We start from the raw sequence: 24,646 nt of genomic DNA, 5'->3' as shown, positions 1-24,646 counted from the left end.
ACGTAGCTAATAACACGAAATATAACTTTTGGTGTTGTTAGCTATTTTTTACATTTATTGATATTATTCGTTTCTAAGATTATAATAGATATTATATAGAAGGTGATTTAAAACAACTTTGATTAAATATGTAATAAAAAATAAGAAATATAATTAATTGGGGATATATACAATCTAAAATTGATTAAGCAAAGAAGATATCTTTGATATTCTTGAACTTTCATAGAATAAGTGAGCCTAGATGGTGTAAAATAATGAAAGTGATTTTGCTCATTTATGGATAATTTATCTAGTTATAATATTTATCAACAAAATAGGGGGATAATATAATATGCAAGACATCTTGAAAAAGGCTACTGAAAAGCCATTTTTATATAGTAAAAATAATATCGTTAATGAAGTTAATAAGGATTTTATAAATCTTACTGGTTACTCTAATAATGAATTAATAGGAAAAACACTTGCTGAAATAAGTACTATGCTTAGAGTGGATTCTCAAGTTTGTATTGAAAGCATTGAAGATAAATATAGCTGTTTTATATTTACTAAGGAATATGAACCCATAGAAGTTACTATTCATTGTGAAAATTTTAACTATAAAAATGAAAAAACTTACTTTTTTAAGGAGAAGTCAGACTCAAATATTAAAGAAAGATTTAAGTATATTGAACATGTTAACTCAGCTAATGAAATTGGATTTGCAATCTATAGTTTACCAGATTTAACTGTATTAAGAATGAATAATAAGTACTTAGAATTTATTGATGCGCCGCATAATAAAAGGGGAAGTGTTGTTGGCAAAAACAGGGTAGAAATAATACCTGGATTTGAAGGCAATAATCTGCAAAAGGTTTTGTTAAGTAACATAAAAACTGGCAAACCGAGTTTTGAAAAGGAAATTAAATGTGAACACTTTGAAAGAGGAACTACATATTGGGATATCTCTCTAGTGCCAATATTTATAGACGAAAAAGTAAAATATGTAATTGAAACTGCTACAGAAGTGACAGAAAAAGTTGTGAGTAGAAACCTTGTTGAAAAACAAAAAGAAGAATTTGAAGCTATTATTAAAAGTATTTCTGATCAAGTTATATTTGTCGATAAAAATGGGAAGTATACAGAGATAAATAAACCAGATATAAATAATCATTTATACGATTCTAAACCATTAAAAGACAATAAAACTTCTTATGGAAAAGGGGAATATTTTGATATAAATGGAGATGTGATTTTATTTGAGAATGCACCTGTACAAAGGGTAATAAGAGGTGAAAAAGTTTCCGGATATATATTTGCTTGGAAATATAATAATGTTACTACCTATTCAGAGGTGACAGGTACTCCGATATATGATGAATATGGTAATTTTATCAAAGGAGTAATGGTGTATAATGATGTAACTGAAAGAATAAGAAATCAGGAAAATTTATTCTTAAAGGCCCAATATGAGACATTAAAGACAGTAATAGAACATTTAGACCTGAGATGTACAATTGCTTCATATCCAGATTTTAATATTAAATATATTAATAATAAAGAGTATGGAGACTTAAAGAAAATTAATCTAAATCCAGAATTATTGTCTATTATGGGAAAAAGCATATTTAATATATTTAAATACAATATGTATGAAAAAACTCAACTAGAAATTAAGCTTCAAGATCTAATTGAAAAAAAATCTAATTCATGTTTTTACTATAGAAAACAAATTGAAAATGGAAAAGAAAAGTTTTTTAAAATAATGTGTCAACCTATAGTTGGATTAAATAATATGGTTTCTGAAGTAATCTTCATTACAATAGATATCACTAAAGAAGTAAAAGCAAAAAATAAAATGCAAAAAACTCTTAAAATACAAGATGAAATGTTTTCAAATATATCACATGAGCTTAAAACTCCATTGAATGTAATTTTTAGTACAAATCAATTAATGGAATTTTATTCAAAAAAGGATTCGCTTGAAGCTAATAAGGAAAAGTTTTCTAAAGGTATTAATATCATTAAACAGAATTGTTATAGATTCACAAAGCTTATAAACAATATAATAGATACATCAAAAATAGAATCTGGTTTTTTAAAATTAAATCTATCCAATGAAAATATAGTTAATATTACTGAAGATATTGTGCAATCAATATCAGACTACATTAAGGCAAAAGGATTAAATATTATTTTTGATACAAATACAGAGGAAAAGATTATAGCTTGTGACACTGATAAGATTGAGAGAATTATTCTAAATCTTATATCTAACGCAATTAAGTTTACCAATGCAAATGGTAGTATATTTGTAAAATTAATTGATAAACATGATACTGTTGAAATATATGTAAAGGATACTGGTATAGGAATGAATCAGGAACATCTGAATAATATTTTCAAAAGATTTCATCAGGTAGACAAGTCTCTTTCGCGTAATGCAGAAGGAAGTGGGATTGGATTATTTTTAGTAAAATCAATAGTTGAGCTTCATGGAGGAAAAATAAGTGTAGAAAGCAAACAAGGTGAAGGAAGTATATTTAAAATTGAACTTCCTTCAAAAATTATAGAAAAGTCAAAGGTTACTCGGAAAAACAAGTCTATGAATAGTAAAATTGAAATGATAAACGTTGAATTTTCTGATATATATAAAAGGTAACTGATAGTTAAAAAAATAGGTTATAATATAAGCACATGAAATTATAAATAAAAAGGAATGGTAAAGAAAATATTATTTGAGAGATAGCTGAAATTATTTATGTGATTTGATTTCTGGGGATAAGTTTCAATTAACTTATGCTAGGAATGAGTTATTATATGAATTATAGTGTACAAGGAGAATAAAAATTGGAAGAATGTATTTTAGAAAATAATTTAAAATTGATATACAAGCATACGGAATCTGAACTTACATCTATTTGTGTATCAATAGATGCTGGTGCTGGAGTTGAAACTGAAAAATATGGAGTAGCCCATGCAACTGAGCATATGGTTTATAAAGGAACAAAAAATAGAACCGAAAAAGAAATAAATGAAGATTTAAGCAATATATTTGGATTCAATAATGCTATGACGAATTTCCCTTATGTAATTTATTATGGAACACTACTTGGGGAAGATTTGAAAAAAGGTGTAGAGTTATTAAGTGATATAGTTGTTAATCCAAGCTTTAATGAAATTGGATTTAAAGAAGAAATGGATGTTATAAAAGAGGAACTTAAAGAATGGGATGAAGAATTAGAACAATATTGTGAAGACAAGCTATTTTTAAATTGTTTTAATAATAGAAGAATAAAGTATCCTATTATAGGGACTGAAGAAAGTTTAGACAGTATGACATTAAATGATATAAAAGAGTTTTATTCTAAATATTATTTCCCGGAAAATACTTCAATTGTTGTAATTTCGTCAGTAAGATTTGATAAGGTAAAGGATATTGTTGGTAAATATTTTGGAAGATGGAATTTATCATATAATAAAAAAAATGATATAAATGAATTGAATTGCAAAAATATTGAATACGAAATTTCTAAAATAGATATATTTAATGATAAAAGAGATGGAATAAAAACATGTAAGGTTGAAATAGTATGTCCAATAGACAAGCTAACGGAAAATGAAATTAAGGCACTTAGAATTTTCAATCAGTACTTTGGGGAAGGCGTTAATTCACTTCTTTATGATACCTTAAGAACTAAAAATGCACTTATTTATGATGTTATTACTAAAATTGCGTATGAAAATTATATAAAGCTATATAAGATTACTTTTAGTACATCAGAAGAAAATGTAAATAAATCTATAGCATTAGTTAAAGAATGTATAGAAAAATTAGAATTATTAGTGGAACATATAGATAAAAAGCAAATAGAACAATTAATCAAGAGTTTTAAACTAAAAAGATTATTTAGAGAAGAGCAAAGTATAATTTTAGCAAAAGAGTTAGCTACATATGATACAATGTTTGGAGATTATAAAATATATATTAATGAAGTTAATGAATTAGACTTATTAACTAATGAGATGATATTTGAAGTAGGCAATAGAGTGTTAAAAAATTTAACAATACAAATAATTAATTGAATTAAATATATAAGTACAAAATGGATAATTTTAACGTTATAACAATATAAAAATGGAGGTATTATATTAATGTATAGTTTTACAAACGATTATAGTGAAGGAGCACATTCAAGAATATTAAAGGTGCTAGTTGAAACAAACTTAGAACAAACAGGTGGATATAGTACAGATTATCACACTGAAAAAGCCATAGATTTATTAAAAAAGAAAATGGATTGTGAAGATGTAGATATTCACTTATTAGTAGGTGGAACACAAGTTAATCTTACTGCAATATCTGCTTTCTTAAGACCGCATCAAGCTGTAATAGGAGCTGATACGTCACATATTAACTGTCATGAAACTGGAGCTATTGAAGCTACGGGTCATAAAGTAATCACCATGAAAACTGATGATGGAAAGCTTACAGCAGACTTAGTTCAAAAGGTTGTAGATTCCCATACTGATGAACATATGGTTCAACCTAAATTAGTTTATATTTCAGATTCCACAGAGGTAGGGACTTTATATACAAAATCAGAATTAGAGCAATTACATAAATGCTGTAGAAAAAATAACTTGCTTTTGTATTTAGATGGTGCACGTTTAGGATCTGCGCTTGTATCCCAAGAAAATGATTTAACATTAGCAGATATAGCTAAATTAGTGGACGCTTTTTATATTGGAGGGACAAAAAATGGAGCTCTTTTTGGAGAGGCCCTTGTTATTTGTAATAACGCATTAAAAGAGGATTTTAGATATTTCATAAAACAAAAGGGTGGTTTACTTGCTAAAGGAAGATTGCTAGGAATTCAATTTGAAGAATTATTTAAAGATGATTTATATTTTGAAATTGCAAGACATGCTAATAAAATGGCTATTTTATTAAAGAATGCTTTAAAAGAAAAAGGGTATGAATTTTTGACAAATTCATCAAGTAACCAGCAGTTTCCTATTTTACCTAATGATATGATTGAAAAATTAAGTGAAAAATATTCATTTAATATTGAAAGGGTAATTGATAATAATAACACGGCAATTAGATTAGTAACATCTTGGGCAACAAATGAAGCGAATGTTTTAGAATTTATTGAGGACTTGAAAAGTATGTAATTATAGATAACCGCTGTGAAAATCGTACTTATTCGTATATTCCGCCGAAATAAGGGGGCATGCATTTGTTCCGGTTACGGAAAAGCAGGCCCCTTTATTTCTAGTTGGAAATATATCCATAGTAGAAGTACAACTTCAGGAATGGGTATCTATAAGTCTATATAAAATAAATATGTATATTTTTACTTTATATCATTTGTTACTTATAGGAAGCTTTTATAGTTCACCTGAATTTAGATAGGAGAGATGTTTTTGAAGGTACCATTATTACAAGAATTGCTTAAATACCATGATGAGAAGAATCTAGTTCTTTCTATGCCAGGAAATAAATGTGGAGTTGGATTTTTGGGGGATGAGTTTGGAGAGAAGTTTGTAAATAGACTAGGCTTCTTAGATATAACAGAAGTTGATCCTTTAGATAATTTACATTGTCCAGAAGGTGTTATAAAGGAAGCTCAAGAATTATTAGCTAAAACTTATAACGCTAAAAAAGCATATTTCCTTGTAAATGGGAGTTCGTCTGGAAACTTGGCATCTATGTTCTCTGCATTTGATGAGGGTGATGAGGTTTTAGTTGAAAGAAATTGTCATAAGTCAATTTATAATGGATTAATTTTAAGAAAATTGAAAGTTAAATATATTGAGCCTATTATTGATGATAAAAATGGCGTGTTTCTTCCACCGAATAAAGAAAATATTTATAAGGCATTAGGAGAAAGTTTAAATCCTAAAGGAATTATATTAACTTATCCTAATTATTTCGGAATTACATATGACATTGAAGACATTATAATAGATTTGAAATTAAAAGGGCTAAAAGTAATTATAGATTGTGCTCATGGAGCTCATTTTGGAATGAATAAAAGATTGCCTAAATCAATTACAAGCTTAGGAGATTATGTGGTTTTAAGTGCTCATAAAACTTTGCCTGCTTTGACTCAAGGTGCGTATCTTTTAGTAAATGAAGAAAATAGCGAATTAGAATTCTATTTAAAAGCTTTTATGACAACATCACCTTCTTATTTAATTATGGCATCTTTAGATTATGCTAGATATTATTTGGATAATTATGGAGAAAAGGATTATGAAAGATTAATAGATGCAGCTGAGAGATGGAAAGAGAAAATAAATAACCTGAAAAAGGTACGTTTATTAGGTAAGAATGATTTGAATGAACAATATAAGGATACAATAACAAATGAATCTAAACTTAAATTAAAGCAAGAATATGATATTGATTTAAGCAGGTATATATTAATTCTGCCTAAAGGATATAGTGGACATAAACTTCTAGACTATTTAAGAACTCAAAAGATACAAGTTGAAATGAGTTTTTCAAGAGGTGTAGTTTTAATATTATCTCCTTTTAATAGTGAAGAAGATTTTGAACTTATATATGAAGCAATTTCAAAGTTAGAAATGAAAAGCATACATGTACAGATAGAATCAAAATATTTTTCGGATATTCCGGAAAAAAAAATAGAGCCATATGAGGTCTTCAAATTAAATGGAGAGTGGTGTGAAATTGAAAGTTGTGAAGGTTATATTGCAAAAGAGGCAATAATACCATATCCACCTGGAATACCATTAGTTTGCCAGGGAGAAATTATTTCACGAAACGCGATAAATATAATAAAAGATTATATTATTAATAAAAAGAATATAATAGGAATTGAAAATAATAAGGTTCGAGTAATTAAATTAAAGTAGAAAATAAGGGATTAGTTTTAATCCTTTATTTTTTATTGTATGTATAATGTAATATGCACAATGAAGGAATAAAAAGCTAATAGCTTTTAAAAAATATTTTAGAAATTACGTAATAATTTCATCCTAAATTGCCAGCTGTTAATTGCTAACTGAATTATTGGTGTCAATTTAAATAGTGTGTTAAAATATATCTATTTAGAATAATAGTTAGAGTATAATAAAATATAGGTAGGGATGACGATTATATTATGGAAACAAATATTGTGACCAAACAAAAAAATAAGGCTAAGATAAAGAAACCTAAGCAATACAAAGTTGTCATGTATAATGATGATTATACTACAATGGAATTTGTTATTGCAGTATTAGTGAATGTGTTTAATAAAAAGCTTATAGAAGCTGAAAAAATAATGCTAGATGTACATGAAAAAGGTAAAGGAGTAGCTGGAATATATAGTCATGATATTGCGATTACAAAAGTTTACACGGCAATGTCTATGGCTAAGGAAAATGGATTTCCATTCAAGCTTACTGTAGAGGAGGCGTAGAATATGAAAATTACTAATGAAGTTAATTCAATATTGCTTAAAGCATATCAAGAGGCAAAAAATAAGAACAGTGAATATATTACACCAGAACATTTACTATATGCAGCAACTTTTGATGAAAACGTGGAATATGCTATTAGAGAATGTGGTGGAAGTTTAGAAAACTTAAGATATAATTTAACTACATATGTAAAAACATATATAAATAAAATTGGTGAAGGAGAGCCACAAGAAAGCATTGAATTTCAAAAAGTTATTTTAAATGCTAATGAACAAATTCACTATAGTCAAAAAGATGCTATAGGCATAGATCATATATTTTCAGCAATTTTTAATTTAGAAGATAGTTATGCTCGCTATTATTTAGAACAAGAAGGTGTTACAAGAAGAGACTTGCTATATTTGTTATGTCATAATATAGATGATGATCAGAATTCTTATGAAGATGAAACAAAAGAAAATTTTCATGAAGATACAGAAGGATTTTTAGATAAAGAAAGTCAAGAAAAAGACAAGAAGAAAAAAGAAGATGCATTTCTTAATAAGTTTACAATAAATCTTATTGAAAAAGCTAAGGAAGAAAATAGTGATCCGTTAATAGGAAGAAAAGATATCCTAGATAGAAGTATTCAAATACTTTGTAGAAGGATAAAAAATAATCCTATTCATGTTGGAGAATCTGGAGTTGGTAAGACTGCTATTACTTTAGGTCTTGCAAGACTTATAAGTGAAGATAAGGTTCCAGAAAAATTAAAGGGAAGTTGCATGTTTTCTTTAGATATAGGGGCAGTAATTGCAGGAACTAAATACAGAGGAGACTTTGAGGAAAGAATAAAAAGAATTTTAGACTTAATTGGAAAACAACATAAGCCAATAGTCTATATAGATGAAATTCACAGTATAGTTGGTGCTGGATCATTAAATGGCGGGGCTTTAGATGCATCTAATTTATTAAAGCCTTATTTGACAGAAGGCAAAATTAGGTTTATTGGAGCAACTACTTTTGATGAATACAAAAAATTCTTCGAAAAAGATAAGGCATTAAGTAGAAGATTTCAAACAATAGATGTTAAAGAGCCTTCAATTAAAGAAGCAATAGAAATACTTAATGGACTTAAGGCAAATTATGAAGAATATCATAACGTTAGTTATACGGATGATGCCATAAGTGATGCAGTAACCTTAAGTGATAAGTATATTAATGATAAATATTTACCGGATAAGGCTGTAGATATTATAGATGAAGCTGGAGCTTATGCTCGTATGAAGAATGAAAATTTTGAAGAGAAAATTATAATCGATAGAAAAGTTGTTGAAGAAATAATATCAAAGGTTTGTAGTATTCCGAAGCAAACTGTAGAAAGCAGTGAAATAAGTTCTTTGAAATACTTAGAAGATAGCTTAAAGGAAAATATTTTTTCACAGGATAAGGCAATTGAAGAAGTTGTAAGATGTATAAAAATGTCTAGATCAGGTTTGAATGAGGAAGATAAACCAGTTGCGTCCATGCTTTTTGTTGGACCTACAGGAGTTGGAAAAACTGAAATTGCAAGATGCCTTTCTAAAAAACTTGGAATAGAATTAATTAGATTTGATATGAGTGAATATGCTGAAAAGCATGCAGCTTCAAAACTTATAGGATCGCCTCCGGGATATGTAGGGTATGAAGAGGGCGGATTGCTTACAGATGCTGTAAGAAAAAATCCACACTGCGTATTATTACTAGATGAGGTAGAAAAAGCTAATGAAGATATTTTAAATGTGCTACTTCAAGTAATGGATTATGCAACGCTTACTGACAATAAAGGCAGAAAAGCTGATTTTAGAAATGCAATTATAATAATGACTTCTAATGCAGGAGCAAGAAATATAGGTAAAAAACTTATAGGATTTGGAGAAAGAGAAGTTAAAGGCGAAGCTATAATGGAAGAAGTAAAGAAATTCTTTACACCTGAATTTAGAAATAGATTAGATAAGATAATAGTCTTTAATAGTATGAATGATTCTATGGCAATAAACATTGCTAAAAAGCAATTGAATGATTTTAAAATTAAACTAGCTAGTAAGAATATTGAAATTGAGTTTAGCAAAGAATGTATTAACTATGTTGCTAAAACAGGAACATCGGAAGAATTTGGAGCTAGAGAAATTGCTAGAATTATAGCTTCAAAAATAAAACCATTACTAGTTGATGAAATTTTATTTGGTCAATTGAGTGATGGGGGAAAATGTGATATTAATTTAATTGATGAAAATTTTAAATTAATAATTCACAGTTAACCTTGAATAAAATTCTTAAAACAAGGAATAATATATAAATGATACGAAAAATTATCTAAACTAATTAAGAGGAGGTGAACTGTTGCAAAGTTATTTTATAACTTTGGCAATGGAACATTGTAATGGAAGATAAAAAAATGATATGCAAAGATTGTGGCGATGAATTTATTTTTACTGTAGGAGAACAAGAATTCTACAAAGAAAAAGGATTTGAAAATGAGCCAACAAGATGTGCTGATTGTAGAAGAGCTAGAAAACAACAAAACAACAGAAGATAAGCAATAATATGCGTTATCAAAGAGTCATGAGAAGATATCTTATGGCTCTTTTAAATATATATATAATTTCAAATAACCTAGAAGTATAATTTTTTGAGTATAAATTGTAAATTTCAATATATACAATCAAAAAAATATGAAAATTGTATTGAAATTATTATACTGTTGCGAGTATAATATAAAGAAAGATTTAAAAGTATCAAATTAACATATATGAATAATGTTTTAGAGATAGTGATAAGGATTAGTATATTAAGTAAACTTTTTAGAGAGCTAGAGATTGGTGGAAATCTAGTAAGTAAGCTTTATAGAAGCAGCCTTTGAATTTTATAGCTGAAAAATAAAAGTTTGAAGTATAAATTGCTAAGAGATTAGTTGTTTTAATGATGATTTTTAATTAGGCTATAACGTGATCCTCATGTTATAGGGGTGGAGTAATATATTTTACTCTAGCTGAGTGAACAATATTCATATTGTTTATTAGGGTGGTACCGCGAAGTAGTTCCTTCGTCCCTTGTTTGGGATGGGAGCTTTTTTTATACTTAAAAATAAGGAGGTTATTTTCAATGGAGGAAATACTTGAGGTTTTAGAAAAAAATAGTAGATATACTGATGAACAAATAGCTGTTATGGTAGGTAAGACTGTTGATGAAGTTAGAGAGGCAATTAGAGATTATGAAGAAAAAAGCATAATAGCTGGTTATACAACTCTTATAAATTGGGAAAATACAGGGAGTGAAACAGTTACGGCTTTAATTGAAGTTAAGATAACACCTCAAAGAGGAGAAGGTTTTGATAAAGTTGCGGAAAGAATATATAAATTTTCACAGGTTAAGGCATGTTATTTAATGTCTGGAGGATTTGATTTAACAGTCATTGTTGAAGGAAAGACTATGAAGGAAGTAGCACTTTTTGTATCTGAAAAGCTTGCAGTGCAACAATATGTATTAAGTACTGGTACTCATTTTGTATTAAAAAAATATAAAGATCATGGAACTATATTTAAAGAAAAGAAAATAGAAGATAGGGAGGCAATATTTATATGATACTAGAGAATATGATTTTAGATTATGTTAAAGATATGCCTCCATCAGGGATACGAAAGTATTTTGATATTATAAATGAAATGGATGATGTAATTTCCCTTGGTGTTGGAGAGCCGGATTTTGTTACTCCTTGGAATGTAAGAGAAGCTGGTATTTATTCTTTAGAGCAAGGTCATACACATTACTCTTCAAATGCAGGAATGATTGAGTTACGTAATGAAATAGCAAAGTATCTTCATAGAAGATTTGATCTTAATTATAATCCAGAAGATCAAATACTAGTTACTGTTGGAGGAAGTGAAGGAATTGATATAGCACTTAGAGCTTTAGTTGGACCTGGAGATGAAGTTATAGTTCCAGAGCCAAGTTTTGTTGCCTATAAAGGATGTACAGCGTTTACTGGAGCAACTGCTAAAGTGTTAGATCTCAAAGCTGAAGATGAATTTAAGCTTACACCAGAAGTATTAGAAAAAGCTATTACTTCTAAAACAAAGGTAGTTATAATACCTTTTCCTAATAATCCAACAGGTGCAATAATGACAAGAGATGAACTTGCTGGAATAGTAGAAGTTTTAAAAGATAAAAATATAATTGCAATTTCCGATGAAATATACTCAGAACTTTGCTATGGGGAAAAGCATGTTTCAATAGCATCTTTCCCAGAAATGAAAGAAAAAACTTTAGTTATAAATGGATTTTCTAAATCTTATGCAATGACAGGATGGAGACTTGGATATTTATGTGGACACTCTACATTAATAAGTCAAATGAAGAAAATCCATCAATATGCAATTATGAGTGCACCAACAACTGCTCAATATGCAGCTATTGAAGCCTTGAAAAAGGGAGACGATAGTGTAAATGAAATGTGTAGAGAATATAATAGGAGAAGAAGAGTTTTAGTAGATGGATTTAGAAAAATGGGATTAGATTGTTTCGAACCACTTGGAGCATTTTACATATTCCCAAGCATTAAATCTACAGGAATAACTTCGGATGAGTTTTGCGAACAATTACTTATAAGTGAAAAAGTTTTAGTTATTCCAGGTAATGCATTTGGTGATTGTGGAGAAGGATTTATAAGAGTTTGTTATGCTTCTTCTATGGATGATATTATTGAATCATTGAAAAGAATAGAGAGATTTATTAATACTTTAAAATAATATGATAAGAAATAGAGCAATCAAAAGTGAAATTGAACTTTTGAATTGCTCTATTTTTATTTTAAATTTAAGGTGAAGAAAATATATTTATATAAAAATATAAAAAATATATGATAATATTAATATTATAGACTATGTAGAATTTCCCAAAACGTGACTATATCAGATATGATAGGAAATTATAATATAAAAGTGAGCATATTAGGAATATTGACATTATATTACTAATATATTATTATGAATATGGAAGCGATACCATGTTTGTTCGAATTTATTAATAAGATAATTAAAATTGAAAATTAAGAAGTCAAATTTCAAAGATTATTTGAAAGATTAAAAAATATGATTTAATTTTCTGAAAAAAAGTGCAATGAGGTGATTTTTTGTCAGTGACTATAAGTGATATTGCAAAAGAAGCAAAAGTATCATCAGCAACAGTTTCAAGAGTTCTTAATAATTCGGGATATGTAAAAGAAGAAACCAAACAAAGAATATTAGCTGTAATAAAAGATAAGAATTATGCTCCTAGTGCAATTGCTAGAAGTTTATCAAAAAGTGAAACTAATACAATAGGTGTTATTGTCCCAGACATAACTAATGCTTATTTTGGAGAAATTATAAAAGGAATAAGTGATATTGCTGAAAAAAATAATTTGAATATAATTTTATTTAATACAGATAACTATTTAGATAAAGAAGTACGTGCTCTTAATCTACTAAGGGAACAAAGAATTAAGGGGATTATAATCACTCCAGGCTTTGGCGAAGAAAAACTAAATGAAACTTATATAAAAACAATAAATAATATAAACATCCCAATAATTTTAGTTTCAGCAGATGTTAAGTTTACCAAATTAAATGGAGTTTTTGTAGATAATATAAAGGGTGGATTTGATGCAACAAACTTATTAATTAAAGAAGGCCATACTAAAATAGGAATTATGGCAGGTCTATTAAGTTCAGAACCAATTGCAGATAGATTAGAAGGATATAAAAAAGCATTAGAAAAAAATAATATTCCTTTTAATAATAAATACATTTATTATGGAGATTTCAAATTAGAGAAAGCATATGAATTAACTAAAAATTTATTTGAAGAAAAAGATCCTCCGACAGCTTTAATTATTTGTAGCAATATGATGACTATGGGAGTAATAAAAGCATTAAAAGAAAAAAATAAAGATATACCTAAAGACTTAGCTATAATAGGTTTTGATAAAATTGATTTTCTAGATATGGTTGGACTAAGTATTACATATATGGAGGACTGTCCAATTGAATTAGGTAGAACTTCAATGAATATGCTTTGTGATATTATAACTAATAATGATAATACTAGTGTAAGAAGATTAATTGTTGCACCACAAATAATAATTAAAGGCTCAGAAAAAAAGTTATAAGTAAGAATACAAGGGGATATGCTAAATTTAGATAGAGTTTATAATATAAAAATAACATATTATAAATAAAAAAATAATGAAAACAATAACTATTTTGCTAAATTTAAATCATGAAAACATAATTCGTGATTTTGAATATTAGGTGCATTCAAAAATATTATATTTAGGAGGAAAGATAATGAAAAAGAGATTATTATCATTATTAGCAGTTTCAGCAATAACAGTAACATTATTTGCTGGTTGTGGAAGTTCATCAAGTACTGGGGATAAGTCTAGTAAAGAAGAAAAAATCAAAGTAGGTATGGTAACTGACTCTGGAACAATAGACGACAAGTCATTTAACCAAGGTACTTGGGAAGGATTAAAGAAGACTGAAACTGAAATCGGTACAGAAACTAAATATTTAAAACCAAATGGAGAAACAGAAGCAGAGTATTTAAAGGAAATTGGAAATCTTTATGATGCTGGATTTAAGTTTATAGCTACTCCAGGATTTAAATTTGAAACAGCAATTTTTAAAGCGCAAGATAAATATAAAGATGCACACTTTGTTTTAATTGATGGTACTCCAAATGATGGAGCTCAACCAGCAACTTATAAAGTTGGAGACAATGCTGTTTCTATCTTATTTGCTGAACATCAAGCTGGTTTTGTAGCAGGAGTTGCAGCAGCAATAGAACTTAAAGACGGTGAACTTGGATATATTGGTGGTATGGAAATTCCAGCAGTTCAAAAATTTAATTGGGGATTCCAACAAGGAGTCGCTTATGCTAATGAAAAATTAGGAACTAAGATGTCATTAAAAACAGAAAATATAGTATACTCAGGTTCATTTAGTGATATAGCAGCAGGACAACAACTTGCAGCTCAAATGTATGATAGAGGAGTTAAAGCTATATTCTGTGCAGCTGGTGGAGTTGGTAATGGAGCTATAACAGAAGCTAAAGCAAGAACAGCGGCAGGAAAAAAGGTTTGGGTAATTGGTGTTGATAGAGATCAATATGAAGATGGTGTAGGAGCAGATGGTAAATCAGTAGTTCTTACTTCAGCTATTAAGAAAGTAGAATCAGCTAGTTACAACATGGTAAAAGCATTAAAAGAAGGAACATTCCCAGGTGGTCAAACATTAACATTTGATATTACAAAGGATGCTGTTGGTATTCCTGAAAAAAATCCTAATTTAAGTGATGGAACAACTAAAGCTATTACTGATTTATATGCAAAACTTAAAGATGGGTCAATAAAAGTTAAAGATAATAATGATGACAAGTCATTAATTAAATAATATTTGAAATTTAAGTTTAAAAAAACAATCTAGTTAAGGGATTTTCAGAATAATAACAGTTATTCTAAGATTCAGATGGGGATCAAACCCCACCAAAATCAAATTTCACTTGATTCTGAGCCATATCCCTAAAACATTAAATGAAGGATGTATTCTGTGCGCGTTTTCTTAATAGATTAAGGATTGCTAAGAATGTCATCCTTCATTGTATATTATAAAACATATGTAAATTAATTGTAATTTGAATAAGGAGGAGTCTAATTATGGAATATGTAGTTGAAATGCTAAATATTCGTAAAGAGTTCCCAGGAATAGTTGCTAATGATAACATTACTCTTAGATTAAAAAAGGGTGAGATTCATGCACTACTTGGTGAGAATGGAGCAGGTAAATCTACCTTAATGTCAGTACTTTTTGGAATGTATCAACCAGAAGTGGGAATTATAAAGGTAAGAGGGAAAGAAGTTAAAATAGCTAATCCCAATGTTGCAAATGATTTAGGAATAGGTATGGTTCATCAACACTTTAAATTGGTAGAAAATTTTACTGTAACGGAAAATATAATTTTAGGTTGTGAACCCAAAAAGGGCTTAGTAGTTGATATTAAAAGTGCAGCTAAAAGGATACAAGAATTATCTAATAAATATGAATTAAAGGTTGATCCATACGCAAAAATAGAAGATATTTCAGTTGGAATGCAACAAAGAGTAGAAATTATAAAGATGCTTTACAGAGATGCTGAAGTGTTAATCTTAGATGAACCTACAGCAGTGCTTACACCACAAGAAATTGAAGAGCTTATGAAAATTATGAAAAATCTTATCAATGAAGGTAAATCAATTATATTAATAACTCATAAATTAAAGGAAATTAAAGCTGTTGCAGATTTTTGTACAGTTATAAGACGTGGAAAATATGTAGGAAGTGTAGATGTAAAAGCTACATCAGAACAAAAAATGGCAGAAATGATGGTTGGAAGACCTGTAAGCTTTAAAGTTGATAAGAAAGATAGAGAAGCTGGAGATGTAGTTTTAAGAATAGAAGACCTTTCTGTTATAAACAATAAGAAAGTACTTGGACTTAAAAACTTCTCTTTAGAAGTTAAAGCCGGAGAAATTCTTGGAATTGCAGGAGTTGAAGGGAACGGGCAAACCGAATTAGTTGAAGCTATTACAGGTATGAGAATTGCAAAGTCAGGAAAAATTTATTATAAAAATGAAGATATAACTAATATGTCAATACGTAAGCGTATTGATAAGGGAATTGCACATATTCCAGAAGACCGTCAAAAAAGAGGATTAGTATTAGACTATACAATTGAAAATAATATGGTATTAGAAATCTATGATAGAGAACCATTTTCAAAGCATGGCTTATTAAAAAAGGATGCTATACACAATTATTCAGAAAAAATAATAGAAGAGTTTGATGTGAGATCTGGTGAAGGGTCATCATCTTTAGTAAGAACAATGTCAGGTGGTAATCAACAAAAGGCTATAATTGGCCGTGAAGTTGAATTAAATCCTGAATTGTTAATTGCAGTTCAACCAACTAGAGGCCTTGATGTAGGATCTATAGAATATATTCATAAGAGACTTATAGAACAAAGAGATTCAGGAAAAGCAGTTCTTCTTATATCTTTAGAACTCAGTGAAGTTATGAATTTATCTGATAGAATTGCAATTGTTAATAGTGGAGAATTAATAGGAATAGTAAATGCTTCAGAAACTAATGAAAATGAAATCGGCTTAATGATGGCTGGAGTTCAAAAAGGAGGAAGGTCGCATGAATAAAAAGGAATCTTTAAATTCTATACTTGCAGTTGTTCTTGGATTAATTGCAGGAGCGATCCTAATGGTTGTTATTGGAGACAATCCAATAGATGGTTATGTTTATTTATTTAAAGGGGCATTAATGAATGTATCTAGAATTGGCGATACATTGGCAACAGCAACACCTCTAATACTTACTGGACTTTCAGTAGGATTTGCATTCAAAACTGGGCTTTTCAATATAGGAACACCAGGACAAATGCTTTTTGGTGGATTTTGTGCTACATCAGTGGCGTTAACATATAGTGCAAGCATGTCAAGACCACTATTGTTGTTAGTTATGATAATTGTAGGATCAGTAGCTGGAGCAATTTGGGCATTTATACCTGGAGTACTAAAAGCTAAATTTAATGTAAATGAAGTTGTATCCTCGATTATGATGAATTGGACTTGTTATTGGATAGTATATTATGCAATACCAGCTTATTTTAAAGGTTCAACTGAAACAGAATCAAAGAATATTCCGGATATGGCATCACTAAAAACTCCATGGCTTACAGATTTGTTTTCTGGTTCTTATATTAACTTAGGAATACTTATTGCTATTATAGCTGTTATTGTTATTGGATTTATATTAAATAAAACAGTTTTAGGTTATGAGTTGAAGGCAGTAGGGTTTAACCGGGATGCCGCAGAATATGCTGGTATGTTTGTAAATAAAAATATAATAGTTTCAATGATGATTTCAGGAGCTCTTTCAGGACTTGCTGGAGTAACTCAATATATAGGAAATGCATCTAATATGCAAATTGGTGTAATGCCTTCTCAAGGATTTGATGGAATAGCGGTATCTCTGCTTGGTGCTAATAATCCAATAGGTATATTTATATCAGCTATTTTCTTTGGGGTGTTATATTCTGGAAAAGGATTCATGAATGCTAATACAAGCATTCCACCAGAAATAGCAGATACGATAATTGCAATTATAATATACTTTGCAGCAATAAGTGCAGCGGTGCCAATAATAGTAAATAAAATTAAGCATAAAAGAGCAATTGCAAATGCAAAAAAAACTGGTGATAGCGGAATAGGTATATTGCCATCTGAAAATGCCAATGATGAAATAAAATCAAATAATGTAGAAGAAATAAATGATAAGGAGGAGAAGTAATATGTGGGGAATAATACAGCAAGTTTTTCCATATGCTATTGGATATACAATTCCTTTACTTATGACTGCACTTGGAGCATTATACTGTGAAAGAAGTGGAGTAATTAATATTGGACTTGATGGGTTTATGATTATAGGCTCATTTTCTGGAGCGCTGACAATTGTAAAATTACAAGATGTATTTGACCCAAGTAGTAATCTTCCTCTTTGGATAGGATTAATTGTAGCAGTTATAGTTGGAATGTTATTTTCACTTTTACATGCATTTGCAAGTATAAATTTAAATGCAAATCAAGTAATTAGTGGTACAGCTATAAATATGATAGCAGGAGCTTTAACTATATTTTTAGCAAGAACTATTACAGGAAGTGGACGTATAAGAATTAAATCAGGATTTTTTCAAAAAGATATTCCTGGACTTTCTCAGATACCTATATTAGGAGATTTGCTTTTCAAAAAAACATATGTTACGACATGGATTTCGCTAGCAATATTATTAATAAGCATTTTCTTAATATACAAAACAAGATTTGGATTAAGATTAAGAGCTTGTGGAGAACATCCTCAAGCAGCTGATGCAGCAGGAATAAATGTTTATCGTATGCGTTATATAGGAGTATTACTATCAGGCGGATTATCTTCATTTGCTGGAGCAATAATGCTTGTAACATATTCAGGTGAATTTAATGGTAATGTTGCAGGTCTTGGATTCTTAGCATTAGCAGCATTAATATTCGGACAATGGAAACCACTAGGAATTCTTGCAGCAGCTCTGTTTTTCGGATGTGCAACGACAATTGCAAATGTTTCACAAGTTATTCCAGCACTTCAATCAATTCCAACTGTAATATTGAAAATATTCCCTTATGTAGTTACTTTAGTGGCACTTGTTTTGTTCTCAAAATCATCACAAGCACCGAAGGCAGAAGGAGAACCTTTTGATTCAGGCAAGAGATAGTTAGATCAATTAACAATGAACAGTTAACAATTTAGGAACAAAACTCTTTCAGAGTTTGAAAAAATTATAATTAAGGAGAGATTTGAAATGGATATAGCAAGATATATAGATCATACAATATTAAAAGCAGAGGCAACAACAGAAGATGTAAAAAAACTTTGCAGAGAAGCAAAAGAATATAACTTTGCATCTGTTTGTGTAAATGCCTGTCATGCGAAATTAGTTAGTACTGAACTTGAAGGCAGTGAAGTTAAAACATGTGTAGTTGTTGGATTCCCACTAGGAGCAATGACTAAAGAGGCAAAAGCTTTTGAAACAACACAAGCTATTGAAAATGGTTCAAATGAAATAGATATGGTTATAAATGTAGGAGCTTTAAAAGAAAAGAATTATGATCTTTTTAAAGAAGATATAGAAGCCGTTGTAAATGCCGCTAAAGGAAAAGCAATAGTTAAGGTAATAATTGAAACATGTTTATTAACTGACGAAGAAAAAGTTAAAGCATGTGAAATAGCTAAAGAAGCTAAGGCTGATTTTGTTAAAACATCAACAGGATTCTCTACTGGAGGAGCAACAAAAGAAGATATTGCACTTATGAGAAAAACTGTAGGGGAAAGTTTAGGTGTCAAGGCATCAGGCGGAATTAGAGATTATAAGACTTCTATTGATATGATAAATGCAGGAGCAAGCAGAATAGGTGCTAGTGCAGGTATTGCTATTGTTAGTGAAAGTAAATAAAATTATAAATACACAATTATCAATGATAAATTATGGAAGAAAAGCCAAGGTTTTTTTGAAAATTATATTTAAGAAATTCCGTAGGAATTTCATCAGTAATTGGTCATTGTTAATTGTTAACTGAATTAAAGGGGTGATTTTATGAAAATGGTTGATATTATAAATAAAAAGAGAGCTGGAATGGAACTTACTACAGAAGAAATAAATTTTTTTATTGAAAGTTATACAAATGGTAATATCCCAGATTATCAAGTATCGGCACTACTCATGGCAATTTGTTTTCAAAAAATGAATATGAGAGAAACGTCAGATCTTACTATGGCAATGGTGAATTCAGGTGATATTCTCGATTTATCCAATATAGATGGAATAAAAGTTGATAAACATAGTACAGGAGGAGTCGGAGATACAACAACTCTTGTACTTACACCAATGGTTGCAGCACTTGGAATTCCAGTTGCAAAAATGTCGGGCAGGGGGCTTGGACATACGGGCGGAACAATAGATAAACTAGAATCTTTTGAAGGTTTTTCAGTTGAAATAAGTGAAGACCAATTTATAAATAACGTAAATAATAATAAGATAGCTATAATGGGTCAAACTGCAGATTTAGCACCAGCAGATAAGAAATTATATGCATTAAGAGATGTTACAGCTACAGTTGAAAACATATCACTTATATCATCAAGTATAATGAGTAAAAAAATTGCAGCAGGAGCAGATGCAATTGTATTAGATGTAAAAATTGGTGATGGCGCTTTTATGAAATCTTTTGAAGATGCAAAAGAACTTGCAGAAGCTATGGTTAGTATTGGTAGAAACGTTCATAGAAATACAATTGCTGTAATATCTGATATGGATCAACCTTTAGGATTTGCCGTTGGAAATGCATTAGAAGTCAAAGAAGCAATTGATACGTTAAATGGTGTTGGACCTAAAGATTTATTAGAATTATGTTTAACTCTTGGTAGCAACATGGTAGTACTTGCAAAAAAAGCTGAAACTGTTGAAGAAGCTAGACAAATGTTACTTAAAGTTATAGAAGATAAATCAGCATTAAAAAAGTTAAAGGAATTCGTTTCATCTCAAGGTGGAAATCAAAATCAAGTTGATAATACGGAACTTTTACCAAAAGCCAACTATATTGTAGAAGTTAAAAGTGCAGTAGAGGGTTATGTTTCAAAAATAGATTCACAACATATAGGTCTTATAGCAATGGAACTTGGAGCAGGTAGAGCTACCAAAGAAGATAAGATAGATTTAGCTGTTGGAATAGTTTTAAACAAAAAAAGAGGAGATAAAGTATCTAAAGATGAAACTTTAGCTTATATACATGCAAATAATGAAGGCAAAATAGAAAAGGCAACTAAGGATATAATTAAAAGTTATCACATAACGAGGGAAAATAGGGAAGCGGTTCCATTAATTTATGGGATAATTGACTAATTAACAATTAACAGTTAACAGTGAACAATGAAGGTACAAATTCCTCTGGAATTTGAAAAATACATTTTAAGAAACGCTTTGCGTTTCATCCTAAATTGTTAATTGTGCATTGCTAATTGTTAACTGAATAAATGGAGGAATTGCAAATGATAGATAGAATTATATGGATAGTTTTAGATAGTGTTGGAATGGGTGAAATGCCAGACGCTGAAAAATTTGGAGATGTTGGTGCAAATACAATAGGAAATATTTCTAAGGCAGTAGGCGGATTAAATTTGCCTAACATGGTTAAACTAGGGCTTGGAAATATTGAAAGTATAAAAGGTGTAGATAAATGTGAAGCACCAATTGGATGTTATGCTAGATTTAGAGAAGCATCTAATGGTAAGGATACAACAACTGGTCATTGGGAAATGGGTGGAGTTGTTTCTAAAGTAGCATTTCCAACTTATCCAAATGGATTTCCAAGTAGCGTTATAGAAGAGTTTGAAAAATTAACTGGGAGAAAAGTTATAGGTAATAAACCAGCTTCGGGTACAGCTATTTTAGATGAGCTTGGGGAAGAACAAATGAAAGATGGTAGCGTTATTGTTTATACTTCAGCAGATAGTGTATTTCAAATAGCAGCTCATGAAGAAATAATTCCTTTAGATGAACTATATAAAATGTGCCAAATAGCAAGAGAAATGCTAGATGGAGAACATGCTGTTGCAAGAGTAATAGCAAGACCTTTTGTTGGAGAACCAGGAAATTTCACTAGAACACCAAATAGAAGAGATTTCTCATTAATACCACCATATGATACTGTTTTAAATAAAATAAAGAATAAGGGATTAGATGTAATTGGAGTCGGAAAGATAGAAGATATTTTCTGTGGGCAAGGAATTACAGAAGCAGTTCATACTAAAGATAATATGGATGGAGTAAACAAAACTTTAGAGTACATGAAAGAAGACAATAAAGGATTAATATTCACTAATCTGGTTGACTTTGATATGAAGTGGGGACATCGTAATGATTTTAAAGCTTATGCAAAGGGATTGGAAGAATTTGATGTAAGACTTAAAGAAATTATAGATGAAATGAAAGACACCGATGTTTTATTTATAACAGCAGATCATGGCTGCGATCCTACAATGCCTGGAACAGATCATAGTAGAGAACATGTACCATTTCTAGCATATGGAAAAAAAATAAAGCAAAATGTTGATTTAGGAACTAGAAATTCATTTGCAGATATGGGGCAAACAATAGCAGAAATATTAGATGTAGAGAAGATACAAAATGGAGAAAGCTTCTTAAAGGCAATATTATAATTATAATATTGATTTAAAGATGTATGATTGGTATAACCATATATATTCTGAAGAATATTACCATATTAGAATATAGAGGAACTTAATGGGAGAGGAGAAATTTATGGATTATAAAGAACTTATAAAAGTAGCTTTAGACTATAGAAATAGAGCATATGTACCATATTCTGATTTTAAAGTAGGTACAGGAGTACTTTTTGAAAGCGGAAAAATATATGGTGGATGTAATATAGAAAATGCATCTTTTGGAGCTACAAATTGTGCTGAAAGAACTGGAATATTTAAAGGAATATCAGAAGGCGAAACAAAAATAAAAGCTATAGCTGTAGTTGGAAGTCTTGAAGAATATACCTTTCCTTGTGGAATTTGTCGTCAAGTAATTGCAGAATTCGGTGACGAAGATGTGAAAGTTATAATAGCTAAAAGTGAAGATGATTATATAGTAAAAGACATGAAAGATGTTCTACCAGGAGCATTTACAAAATCAGATTTAGGAAAATAAAATATAAATTGAGTTAAATTTGGAGGTAACAAAATGAGTATTCATATTAATGCACCAGAAGGTGCTATTGCAGAAAGCGTATTATTACCAGGAGATCCTTTAAGAGCTAAATTCATTGCAGAAACTTTTTTAGAAGATGCGGTTTGCTACAATGAAGTTAGAGGAATGTATGGATTTACAGGAACATATAAAGGTAAGAAAATTTCAGTTCAAGGAACAGGAATGGGAATACCATCAATATCAATATATACTAATGAACTAATTCAAAGCTATGGAGTTAAAAATCTTATAAGAGTTGGAACTTGTGGTGGATATAGCGAAAAAGTTAAAGTTAGAGATCTTATAATAGCAATGTCAGCTTCAACAGACTCAAATCTTAACCTAGTAAGATTTCAAGGAAGAACATTTGCACCAACAGCAAGTTTTGAATTATTAAAGCCTGCATATGATATAGCAGTTCAAAAAGGTTTTGATCCAAAAGTAGGAAGCATATATAGCTCAGACGTATTTTACGGTGATGATAATGAGGATTGGAAGAAATGGGCTAAATTTGGATGCCTCGGAGTAGAAATGGAAGCAGCTGCATTATATACAATTGCAGCTAAATTTGGAGTTAATGCTTTAGCATTACTTACAGTAAGTGATCACTTTGTAACAGGAGAAGTTACAAGTGCAGAAGAAAGACAAACAACATTCACTAATATGATGGAAGTTGCACTTGATACAATAGTTACTTTATAAAGGGCAAAAACTGATAAAAAAAGCTGAGGACTAAGTTCCTTGGCTCTTTTTTGATAAAAAAGTTTTGAAATTCAAAAGGAGGAGTAATTGATTTATGAATATACAAATATTTGGAACCAAAAAATGTTTTGATACTAAAAAGGCAGAACGTTTTTTTAAGGAAAGAAAGGTAGAGTTTCAGTTTATTGATTTAAATGAGAAGCCAATGAGTAAAGGTGAACTTAATAGTATACTACGCTCAGTAAGTATTAATGATTTAATAAATAATAAATGTAAGGATTACACAAAATTAAATTTTAATAACATTAGAAGTGCTGAGATAAAAGCTGAACTATTATTAAAAAATCAAAAGGTTATGAATACTCCCATAGTAAGAAATGGAAAGGAAGCAACAGTTGGATATAAATTAGAAGTATGGAATAAATGGATAGAAAATAATTAAGATAGGCATATGTACAGGTTAAATGTGCTAAAAGTTTCTAAAAAAAGTTATGTATAATACATAACTTTTTTTAGAATACTAAGCTTGAGATTATTTTAGGTATATGAAAGAAAATAGATTATAATTTTAACTTATTATTTTCTGAATATACATTAGAAAGGAATGATGTATTTATGGCAAAAGCAGGAATGAGAAGACCAGATCCAAGTGATCCACATGGTACAGAAAGTAATCATAAAACAAATTATAAAAAAAATGATTTTAAGGAAGTTCCAACAGAGATACAAGGGAAAGCTAAAGCAGGAAATACGAAAGCATCATCTATACAATAAGAATATAATTAAATATGGGTTATTTATTAGGGCTAGAAATAAGGGATTAAAAAATTTAATCCCTTATTTTAATATTATGATTATGTTAATGTTGAAAATATTAAGTTTTAAATAAAGATTTAAATATATAGGGTACAATATAATTTTTATATAGAAAATATCTTTAATAGCTTTTGAAAAACATATGAATTTGAGAATTAAAAAATGATATTCATTAAAAGTGACAGAATTATTGTATTAGAATTAAAAGAATAAAAACTTATTTTGACAAAAATAAATAAATATAGAATAATGTAGATAATAAGTATATTTTTATATAAGTACTGATTTTAAAAATCAAAATGATAAATTTATTTTAATTACT

20 protein-coding genes are annotated in these 24,646 nt (G+C 29.3%); all 20 read left to right on the top strand.

What is annotated here, in order from left to right; translation table 11 throughout:
• The first annotated feature begins 331 nt into the window (after window positions 1-331).
• The 20 genes from DIC82_00620 to DIC82_00525 all read left to right on the top strand — a co-directional run bounded on the left by DIC82_00620 (window position 332) and on the right by DIC82_00525 (window position 23,950).
• On the top strand, window positions 332-2,638 hold the full coding sequence (locus DIC82_00620) for a histidine kinase (GenBank protein AWK49683.1): 2,307 nt from the start codon (window positions 332-334) through the stop codon (window positions 2,636-2,638).
• Window positions 2,639-2,826: 188 nt separating this feature from the next.
• Entirely contained in the window at window positions 2,827-4,062 is a 1,236-nt protein-coding gene (locus DIC82_00615) for an insulinase family protein (protein AWK49682.1), read from the top strand.
• Window positions 4,063-4,131: 69 nt separating this feature from the next.
• Window positions 4,132-5,154 (top strand): threonine aldolase, encoded by a 1,023-nt coding sequence (locus DIC82_00610; GenBank protein ID AWK49681.1) that lies wholly within the window; start codon window positions 4,132-4,134, stop codon window positions 5,152-5,154.
• Between the two features lie 246 nt (window positions 5,155-5,400).
• Window positions 5,401-6,864 carry a decarboxylase gene (locus tag DIC82_00605; GenBank protein ID AWK49680.1) on the top strand — a complete coding sequence of 488 codons (1,464 nt, stop codon included), beginning with the start codon at window positions 5,401-5,403 and terminating at the stop codon, window positions 6,862-6,864.
• A gap of 248 nt (window positions 6,865-7,112) precedes the next feature.
• The gene (locus tag DIC82_00600) at window positions 7,113-7,412 is read left to right on the top strand and encodes an ATP-dependent Clp protease adaptor ClpS (protein ID AWK49679.1); all 300 of its coding nucleotides are present in this window, start codon (window positions 7,113-7,115) and stop codon (window positions 7,410-7,412) included.
• A 3-nt stretch (window positions 7,413-7,415) separates the two neighbouring features.
• Entirely contained in the window at window positions 7,416-9,692 is a 2,277-nt protein-coding gene (clpA, locus tag DIC82_00595; GenBank protein ID AWK49678.1) for an ATP-dependent Clp protease ATP-binding subunit ClpA, read from the top strand.
• 122 nt (window positions 9,693-9,814) lie between these two features.
• A complete protein-coding gene (locus DIC82_00590) occupies window positions 9,815-9,970 on the top strand; it encodes a cytochrome C551 (protein AWK49677.1) in 156 nt (51 codons plus the stop codon).
• Between the two features lie 566 nt (window positions 9,971-10,536).
• Window positions 10,537-11,016: an AsnC family transcriptional regulator gene (locus tag DIC82_00585; protein ID AWK49676.1), complete on the top strand. Its 480-nt coding sequence runs from the start codon at window positions 10,537-10,539 to the stop codon at window positions 11,014-11,016.
• On the top strand, window positions 11,013-12,179 hold the full coding sequence (locus tag DIC82_00580; GenBank protein ID AWK49675.1) for a pyridoxal phosphate-dependent aminotransferase: 1,167 nt from the start codon (window positions 11,013-11,015) through the stop codon (window positions 12,177-12,179). The genes DIC82_00585 and DIC82_00580 overlap by 4 nt, the downstream gene beginning before the upstream one ends.
• Window positions 12,180-12,562: 383 nt before the next feature.
• Window positions 12,563-13,579, top strand: coding sequence for a LacI family transcriptional regulator (locus DIC82_00575; GenBank protein AWK49674.1), 1,017 nt, complete (start codon window positions 12,563-12,565; stop codon window positions 13,577-13,579).
• 178 nt (window positions 13,580-13,757) lie between these two features.
• A complete protein-coding gene (locus DIC82_00570; GenBank protein AWK49673.1) occupies window positions 13,758-14,864 on the top strand; it encodes a BMP family ABC transporter substrate-binding protein in 1,107 nt (368 codons plus the stop codon).
• 263 nt (window positions 14,865-15,127) lie between these two features.
• The gene (locus DIC82_00565; GenBank protein ID AWK49672.1) at window positions 15,128-16,657 is read left to right on the top strand and encodes a heme ABC transporter ATP-binding protein; all 1,530 of its coding nucleotides are present in this window, start codon (window positions 15,128-15,130) and stop codon (window positions 16,655-16,657) included.
• A complete protein-coding gene (locus tag DIC82_00560; protein AWK49671.1) occupies window positions 16,650-17,807 on the top strand; it encodes an ABC transporter permease in 1,158 nt (385 codons plus the stop codon). Before DIC82_00565 ends, DIC82_00560 begins: the two co-directional genes overlap by 8 nt.
• 1 nt (window position 17,808) lies before the next feature.
• Window positions 17,809-18,765: a sugar ABC transporter permease gene (locus DIC82_00555; GenBank protein ID AWK49670.1), complete on the top strand. Its 957-nt coding sequence runs from the start codon at window positions 17,809-17,811 to the stop codon at window positions 18,763-18,765.
• Window positions 18,766-18,852: 87 nt separating this feature from the next.
• Window positions 18,853-19,503 (top strand): deoxyribose-phosphate aldolase, encoded by a 651-nt coding sequence (gene deoC / locus DIC82_00550; protein ID AWK49669.1) that lies wholly within the window; start codon window positions 18,853-18,855, stop codon window positions 19,501-19,503.
• A gap of 141 nt (window positions 19,504-19,644) precedes the next feature.
• Entirely contained in the window at window positions 19,645-20,949 is a 1,305-nt protein-coding gene (gene deoA, locus DIC82_00545; GenBank protein ID AWK49668.1) for a pyrimidine-nucleoside phosphorylase, read from the top strand.
• Window positions 20,950-21,095: 146 nt separating this feature from the next.
• Window positions 21,096-22,265, top strand: coding sequence for a phosphopentomutase (locus DIC82_00540; protein ID AWK49667.1), 1,170 nt, complete (start codon window positions 21,096-21,098; stop codon window positions 22,263-22,265).
• A 103-nt stretch (window positions 22,266-22,368) separates the two neighbouring features.
• Complete coding sequence (locus tag DIC82_00535) at window positions 22,369-22,767, top strand: cytidine deaminase (protein AWK53002.1); 399 nt, start codon at window positions 22,369-22,371, stop codon at window positions 22,765-22,767.
• 33 nt (window positions 22,768-22,800) lie between these two features.
• Window positions 22,801-23,508 (top strand): purine-nucleoside phosphorylase, encoded by a 708-nt coding sequence (gene deoD / locus DIC82_00530; GenBank protein ID AWK49666.1) that lies wholly within the window; start codon window positions 22,801-22,803, stop codon window positions 23,506-23,508.
• A gap of 94 nt (window positions 23,509-23,602) precedes the next feature.
• Entirely contained in the window at window positions 23,603-23,950 is a 348-nt protein-coding gene (locus DIC82_00525; protein ID AWK49665.1) for an ArsC family transcriptional regulator, read from the top strand.
• Window positions 23,951-24,646 lie beyond the last annotated feature (696 nt).

Origin of the sequence: Clostridium beijerinckii (assembly GCA_003129525.1) — a bacterium.
GTDB classification, from domain to species: domain Bacteria; phylum Bacillota; class Clostridia; order Clostridiales; family Clostridiaceae; genus Clostridium; species Clostridium beijerinckii_D.
This window is presented reverse-complemented; position numbering and strand designations above follow the sequence as displayed.